Source organism: Microbacterium sp. Kw_RZR3, from assembly GCF_029222405.1.
In the GTDB taxonomy this organism is placed as follows: Bacteria; Actinomycetota; Actinomycetes; order Actinomycetales; family Microbacteriaceae; genus Microbacterium.
The window spans coordinates 1-7,129 of record NZ_JARHXC010000036.1 but is presented as its reverse complement, the minus strand read 5'-3'; the positions used below and the strand labels follow the sequence as shown (position 1 = coordinate 7,129).

The 7,129-nt window shown below is 71.6% G+C and carries 6 protein-coding genes; 2 read left to right on the top strand and 4 right to left on the bottom strand.

Features of this window, described 5'->3' with window-relative positions; translation table 11 throughout:
- Positions 1-24: 24 nt before the first annotated feature.
- From P2P98_RS01475 to P2P98_RS01460, 4 genes are read right to left on the bottom strand one after another with little or no spacing between them, the layout of a single operon-like run.
- Positions 25-1,062, bottom strand: a complete 1,038-nt coding sequence (locus P2P98_RS01475) for a hypothetical protein (RefSeq protein WP_275796490.1) — start codon at positions 1,060-1,062, stop codon at positions 25-27.
- Positions 1,059-2,330: an ATP-binding protein gene (locus tag P2P98_RS01470; RefSeq protein ID WP_275796488.1), complete on the bottom strand. Its 1,272-nt coding sequence runs from the start codon at positions 2,328-2,330 to the stop codon at positions 1,059-1,061. The genes P2P98_RS01475 and P2P98_RS01470 overlap by 4 nt, the downstream gene beginning before the upstream one ends.
- Entirely contained in the window at positions 2,323-2,988 is a 666-nt protein-coding gene (locus tag P2P98_RS01465; RefSeq protein ID WP_275796486.1) for a response regulator transcription factor, read from the bottom strand. Before P2P98_RS01465 ends, P2P98_RS01470 begins: the two co-directional genes overlap by 8 nt.
- A gap of 60 nt (positions 2,989-3,048) precedes the next feature.
- Positions 3,049-4,302: a TRAM domain-containing protein gene (locus P2P98_RS01460; RefSeq protein ID WP_275796484.1), complete on the bottom strand. Its 1,254-nt coding sequence runs from the start codon at positions 4,300-4,302 to the stop codon at positions 3,049-3,051.
- Between the two features lie 266 nt (positions 4,303-4,568).
- Between P2P98_RS01460 and P2P98_RS01455 the strand changes: the two genes are divergently transcribed.
- Positions 4,569-5,216 carry a Maf family protein gene (locus P2P98_RS01455; protein ID WP_275796482.1) on the top strand — a complete coding sequence of 216 codons (648 nt, stop codon included), beginning with the start codon at positions 4,569-4,571 and terminating at the stop codon, positions 5,214-5,216.
- Positions 5,217-5,293: 77 nt separating this feature from the next.
- On the top strand, positions 5,294-7,060 hold the full coding sequence (locus P2P98_RS01450; RefSeq protein WP_275796480.1) for a biotin carboxylase N-terminal domain-containing protein: 1,767 nt from the start codon (positions 5,294-5,296) through the stop codon (positions 7,058-7,060).
- The last annotated feature ends 69 nt before the right edge of the window (positions 7,061-7,129 follow it).

Genomic DNA, 7,129 nt, shown 5'->3' with positions numbered 1-7,129 from the left:
CCCGCTGAGCCGACTCCCCGATCGTCAGCGCGGGCGACGGATCTCGCGCCAGAGGTCGACCTCGTCGTCATCTCCGCCCGCACCCTCGCCGGTCGAGCGGCCCACGACCGTGACCGCGATCCCGTTGTGCGGCGAGGTGCGGATGATGAGCCGCTCCGACACGGCGCCGCGCAGAATGTCGGCGAGCTCTGCACGGATCTCCCCCAGCGCCGGCGCATCGAGACCGTCGAGACCACCCTCATCGAACAGAGTGACCGCCGAACCCCGGCGCCGCGCGGCATCGATCTCCGCGCGCACGCCCTGGTCGAGCAGACGCGGACTCCGCAACTCGTCGCGGAGGCTCTGCTCAGCCGAGCGCGCGGTCTCCCGCTCGGACGGGCGGAGGTTGCCGCCCGTCTCGATCACACGAGCGAGCACCGGTCCGGCGACCGCGAGCGCGCGCTGGACGTGCAGTCGCCGCTCCCGCTGGCGGCCGCTCTGCGCCGCCTGCCACGCGGACGCCGCCTGTTGCAGGTCGGATAATTGAGCCGCGTCACGCGCGGTGCGGTCGAGGGCGATCGACATGAGCTGGGCCACGGTCACCCAGACGAGCGAGCCGACCAGCCCGAGGCTCAAGGCCGAGACCACGCCGAGCCAGACGGACGCCGACACCGTCAGGGCCGCCATACCGATCCAGGCGATGATCGGCCGGTGCCGAACCATGACGATGGTCATGAGGGCGCCGATACCGCCGATGACCCACGTGACGAAAGGTTGGGTCCGCCCATCGGGCACGGCGGCGAGGAAAGCCGCGTTCGGCACCACGACGGACGCCACGAGCGCGAGCGCCGCGGCCCACCCTGGCATCGTGGATCGCTCGCCCGGCGCCCCGACCGGGGCGCCGGGGCGCCGCGAACCGGGCAACAGGATCCACAGCCACGTGATCGGCAGGTAGATCACCAGAGCGGCGATGATCAGCCAGCCCCGCTCCACCGTTTCGGGGCTCGTCCACAGCAGACCCCGCGCCGCGAGGTAGGCCGTGAAGGCGAGAGCGATCACGGACAGCACGGCGCGGACGGTCACCAGCGGTCCCCGCTCTCCCACTCGAGCGTCACGGTCGTGCCCGAGGGCCCGGACTCGATGTCCGAGCGTCCTCCCACCGCCGTCACGCGCGCCATGATCGATCCGCGGATGCCGAGGCGATCCGCCGGGATCGCGTCGAGGTCGAACCCGGCACCCGCGTCACGCACCCGTACGACGACGCTCCCGGGATCGGCGTAGCCCGACACCTCCACCGCGAGCCCTCGGGCTTCGGCGTGCTGCACGGCATTGGCGACGGCCTGCATGGCCGCGAGGACGAGCGCGCGCGCGACGCGTCCGGGGACACGCGGCGTGGCATCCTCCAATCGCCGTCGAACGGTGAGGTTCACTCCGAAGTCGCGTGCGGACGCCTCGATGTCGTCGGCGAGGCGCGCGGCATCCACCGGCGCGTCGCTGCCCTCGAGGGCGTCCTTCTCGGCGTTCGCGAGGCGGGTCAGCGCCTCCCGCGCCATGCTCACCGCGAGCGTGCGTTCACGAGGCGTCGAGGCCCGCTCAGCCGCGAGGAGCGCTCCCAGAACGCTGTCGTGCATGAGAGCGGCGACCGCCACGCGCTCGTTCTCCGTCGCTGCCGTGGCGGCCGCCTCGGCGTAGCTCGACACCGCCTGCGCGCGCGTCTCGTCGACGTGAGCGGCGATCGAGCGGTACATCCAGACCAACGTCACCAGGACGCTGCCGAGGATCAAGGCGAATGAGACGTCGAGGGCGACGGGGACGAAGAACTCGCTGCGGCCGCCGGCCTGGATCAGCCGCACCACACCGAAGAGAAGAGGAGCGGCAACCGTCCAGACGATCTGCAGCGACATCGGGAAGGCGACCACGGCCGCCACCGTCGCGACGTTGATCAGGTAGAAGATCCAGGGGTTCTCCAACGGCGACGGAGGTGGCCCTCCGGCTGTCGCGAGGGGCCAGAGCGCCAGAGCGGCCATGAAGACGACGGCGAACAGTCCGGTGAACAGCCGAGCGAACCGCCCCACCGCGCACGCCACGATCATCGCGGCGAGCGGCACGAACACCCCGAGCACCAACGGGAGGTGCCAGCCGTCGCGCTCGTCGGCCCGGCCGAACGCCGCGACGAGCGCTTGGGACCCGAGGGCGAGCGAGGCAGGGCCGACGAAGATCGTCAGGACGCGTTCGATGCGCTTCTGGGTGAACGAGCCGGGGTCGTCGCTGGATTCGCGCGAGTGCGGAATCCTCCCCCAGGCCTCTTCGAGAACCGTCCGCTGGGCCTCCGAGCGGAGGTTCTCAGGCATCGTTCCCGGCTTCGGGGGCGTCTTGCAGGATGCCGTCCTCCATCGCCCGCCGCAGCAGGTCGACCTTCGTCGGGGCGGGACGGCCGACCTCGACGTACTTCACGCGGACCCGCGTGATGTTCTCCTTCGCGGTGGAGTACGCGACGCCGAGTCGCTCCGCGACGGCTTTGAGCGGCAGTCCCGCCGCGTACAGGCGCAGCACCTCTCGCTCGCGAGCGGAGAGCTGAGCGTCCGCGAAGGCGCGGTCGCCCTCGACGGCACTGGCCCATTCGACGTTGTCGAGCAGGTCGCCGCGAGCAACCGTCCTGATCGCCCCGAGCACCTCGTGCGTCGGCGACGATTTGCTCACGATGCCGGCCGCTCCCGCGGCGAGGGCCTCGCGCACGGCCGCCGGGCGGTCGGCGACGCTGTGGATGATCACGCTCGAGCCGTCGCGCACGACCCGGTCGACGTTCTCGGAGACGGTCGTGCCGTCGCCGAGGGTGAGGTCGAGAACCACGACGTCGGCCGGGGACTCGACCGCTGCGCGACGCCAGTCGAGGTACGCGGCGACGTTCGCGCCCGAGAACACGACTTCGGTCGCGGCGGTCTGGGTCAGCGCCGCCTCGAGACCGAGACGAACCGACTCGTGATCATCGATGAGGGCGACGCGCGTCATCCCCTCATCGTATCCACGGGATTTCTCAGCGCAGGGCCTGGACATCCCCCGGTCGGCGGGTCATCGGCGCAGAACGACGACCGCTTCGACGTGGTGGGTGTGAGGGAAGAGATCGACGCCGCGGATGCCGTTCGCGGCGACGTAGCCGTGTTCGGCGAAGGTGGCCAGGTCGCGCGAGAGCGCGACGGGGTCGCACGCGACGTACACCACCGTCGCGGGCGCCAGCGCCGCGATGCCCTCGACGACCTCGCGCCCGGCCCCCGCGCGGGGCGGATCGAGCAGGACGACGCCGTGGGAGAGACGCTCGCGCTCCCGCTCCGACGCACCGGCGGCGAGCGACGCGACGAAACGATCCGCCCGGGCGGTCTCGGCCCGCGCCCCGATCCACTCCGCGAGGTTCTCGCCGGCGTGCTCGGTCGCGCGCGGGTCGGACTCGACGCTGATCACGCGCGTCGACGAACCGCCCAGTTCGGCGAGGGTCGCCGCGAACAGGCCGACACCGCCGTAGAGGTCGAGATGGAGCCCCTCGGGGTCGACTCCCCCCGCCGCCGTCAGCTCGTCTCTGACGAGACTGGTCAGGGTCCGCGCGGCGAGCCGGTGCACCTGCCAGAAACCTCCCGCATCCACCCGGAACAGGCGCTCGCCGACCCGCTCCTCGACGACCTCGGGGGTCGGACGCGAGCGGTCGCCGTCCGGACGCGCCAGCACCCGCACGCGCCCGTCGGCCGGCTGCACGAGGTCGACACGGCCGGGTCGCGCTCCGCGCACGGCGAGAGCGGCACGCTCGACCTCCGCCGTGGCCAAGGGCAGATCGAGGGTTTCGATGACGCGGTGCGAGCGCGCCGCGTACGCGCCGACCCGACCTCCCTCGTCGACGTGCAGGCTCAAGCGCGTGCGCCAACCCGTGCCGTCCGCCGCCTCGACATCGTCGGCGGCACCGGCCGGGCGCACGTCGACCGAGAGGTCGAGCTTGCCCACGCGTTCGAGAGCCTCGCGGATCACGCGCTCTTTCAGTCGTCGTTGATGCCCGAGCTCGATGTGTCCGAACTCCGCCCCACCGGGACGGTCCTCGGGCGCCACGTCGATGTCGGCCGCCGCCCAGACGTGCCGCCGACGCTCGGGAGCCGCCTCGAGCACCTCGACGGCGTCGGCCCGCCAGAACGCCTTCTTGCGCGTGTCGGTGACGCGCGCCCGGACGCGCTCCCCGGGAAGGGTGTCGGGAACGAAGACCACGCGGCCCTCGTGCCGGCCGACGAACACTCCCCCGTGGGCGATGCCGGTGATGTCGAGATCGATGAGGTCGCCGTCGTGCATTGTCCGAGCCTGTCACACGCGGCCGGGAGATCGCCGGGCCGGTGGCTTCGACAGGCTCAGCCACCTCCGCCGCGAGGACACTGCGTCTGCCGCCGGGTCCGGCGGCTTCGACGGGCTCAGCCACCTCCGCCGTGAGAACCCGGGCCCCCGAAAGGTCCGGCGGCTTCGACATGCCGACCACCGCGGCCCCAGGACCCTGAGCCCGTCGAAGGGTCCGGTACCGGGACGGAGTCAACAGCGAGGGCCGCGATGACTACCGTGGACGCATGCGCGTGTGCTTGGCATCCACTTCTCCCGCTCGTCTCATGCTCCTGCGGCAGGCGGGCATCGAGCCCGAGGCGCGAGCGCCCCGGGTCGACGAGGAGGCGGTGATCGCGGAGGTCGAGGAAGCGGACGGTCGGCGCCTTCCCGCTCCCGAGCACGTGCTGCTCCTCGCGCGACGCAAGGCCGCCGATGTCGCCTTCCGTCTGCACGAGGAGGACCCGAGCTTCGACGGCGTGGTGATCGGCGGCGACTCGATGTTCGAACTCGGCGACGAGATCCTCGGCAAGCCCTACACGCCCGAAGCTGCGACGGAGCGCTGGCGCGGAATGAGGGGGCGGACGGGCGTGCTGCATTCCGGACACAGCGTGTTCCGCGTCACCCCCGGCGCTGCGCCGACCGAGGCGCACGCGGTCGCCGAGGCGAGCGTGACCTTCGCGGCCGACGTCGACGACGACGAGATCGCCGCCTATGTCGCCAGCGGCGAGCCGCTGCTGGTCGCCGGGGCGTTCACCGTGGACAGTCTCGGCGGCGCTTTCATCGAGCGAGTCGAGGGCGATCCGTCGACCGTCGTCGGAATGTCGCTGTCGACGGTGCGCCGACTCGTCCGCGAGCTCGGGGTCTCGTGGACGGACCTCTGGAATCGTTCGTAGGGTCCCGCACACGTTTTTCGGCGTTTCTTGTCGAGGAGGGTCAAAAGACCGGGGTACCCCCTCGATAGGCTGGGAGGATGCCGAAGATCGCCAAGGTCCTTGTCGCCAACCGCGGCGAGATCGCCGTCCGAGTCATCCGCGCCGCCCGAGATTCGGGCAAGGCCTCCGTCGCCGTCTACGCCGATCAGGACCGCGACGCCCTGCACACCCGCCTGGCTGACGAGGCGTACGCCCTCGACGGCTCCACGAGCGCCGACACCTACCTGTCGATCGAGAAGATCCTCTCGGTCGCCCGTCGTTCCGGTGCCGACGCCGTGCACCCCGGCTACGGCTTCCTCGCCGAGAACGCCGACTTCGCTCGCGCCGTCATCGCCGCGGGTCTGGTCTGGATCGGCCCCTCGCCCGACGCGATCGAAGCGCTCGGCGACAAGGTGACCGCGCGTCACGTCGCCGAGAAGGTCGGCGCCCCGCTCGCCCCCGGCACCCCCGGCCCCGTCTCGGGTGCCGACGAGGTGATCGCGTTCGCCGAGCAGGTCGGCCTCCCCATCGCCATCAAGGCCGCCTACGGCGGAGGCGGACGCGGTCTCAAGGTCGCCCGCGAGCTCGACGAGGTCGCCGAGATGTTCGAGTCGGCCACGCGAGAGGCCGTCGCGGCGTTCGGCCGCGGCGAGTGCTTCGTCGAGAAGTACCTCGACAAGCCGCGCCACGTCGAGACGCAGTGCCTCGCGGATGCCGCCGGCAACGTCGTGGTCGTCTCCACGCGCGACTGCTCGCTGCAGCGCCGCCACCAGAAGCTCGTCGAGGAGGCGCCCGCGCCGTTCCTGACCGACGAGCAGAACGCCATCCTCTACTCGGCGTCGAAGGCCATCCTCAAGGAGGTCGGCTATGTCGGCGCCGGGACCTGCGAGTTCCTCATCGGCGCCGACGGCACGATCTCGTTCCTCGAGGTGAACACGCGCCTCCAGGTCGAGCACCCCGTCTCTGAAGAGGTCACGGGCATCGACCTGGTGCGCGAGCAGTTCCGCCTCGCCGAGGGCGAGGAGCTCGGGTACGACGACCCCGCACCCACGGGCCACTCGATCGAGTTCCGCATCAACGGCGAAGACCCGGGCCGGGGCTTCCTTCCGCAGCCCGGCCCGATCCACGTCTTCAAGACGTTCGGCGGCCCCGGCATCCGTCTCGACTCCGGGGTGACCGCGGGCGACAGCGTCTCGGGAGCCTTCGACTCGCTGCTCGCGAAGATCATCGTGACCGGCCGCGACCGCGCCGAGGCGCTCGAGCGCTCGCGCCGCGCCCTCGACGAGTTCGAGGTCGCCGGCATGCCGACCGTGCTGCCCTTCCACCGCAAGGTCGTGCGCGACCCCGCATTCACCGCCGAGAACGGCGAGTTCGGCGTGTACACGCGCTGGATCGAGACGGAGTTCGTGAACGACATCCCCGCGTGGGACGGCGAGCTCGAGGCCCCCGCCGAGGAGCAGGGTCGGCACACCGTCGTCGTCGAAGTCGGCGGCAAGCGCCTCGAGGTCAGTCTCCCCGACCGCATCGCGGCTCCCGCAGCCAAGCCCGGGCGTCCGGCCGCCGCCCCGCCGTCGCGGCGCTCGCACGCAGCCTCCCCCACCGCCGGCGCCACCGGCGATGCGGTGAAGTCGCCGATGCAGGCCACGGTCGTCAAGGTCGCCGTCGAGGAGGGCCAGCAGGTCGTCAAGGGCGACCTCGTCGTCGTGCTCGAGGCGATGAAGATGGAGCAGCCCATCCAGGCGCACAAGGACGGCACGATCGCCGGCATCGACGCGAGCCCCGGCACGACGGTGTCGGCGGGTCACCAGCTGCTGCTCATCAGCTGACCAGCCCTTCGTCCGCACGGCGCCGCACTCCCTCGGGGGTGCGGCGCCGTCGTTCGTACGGTCTCCCCT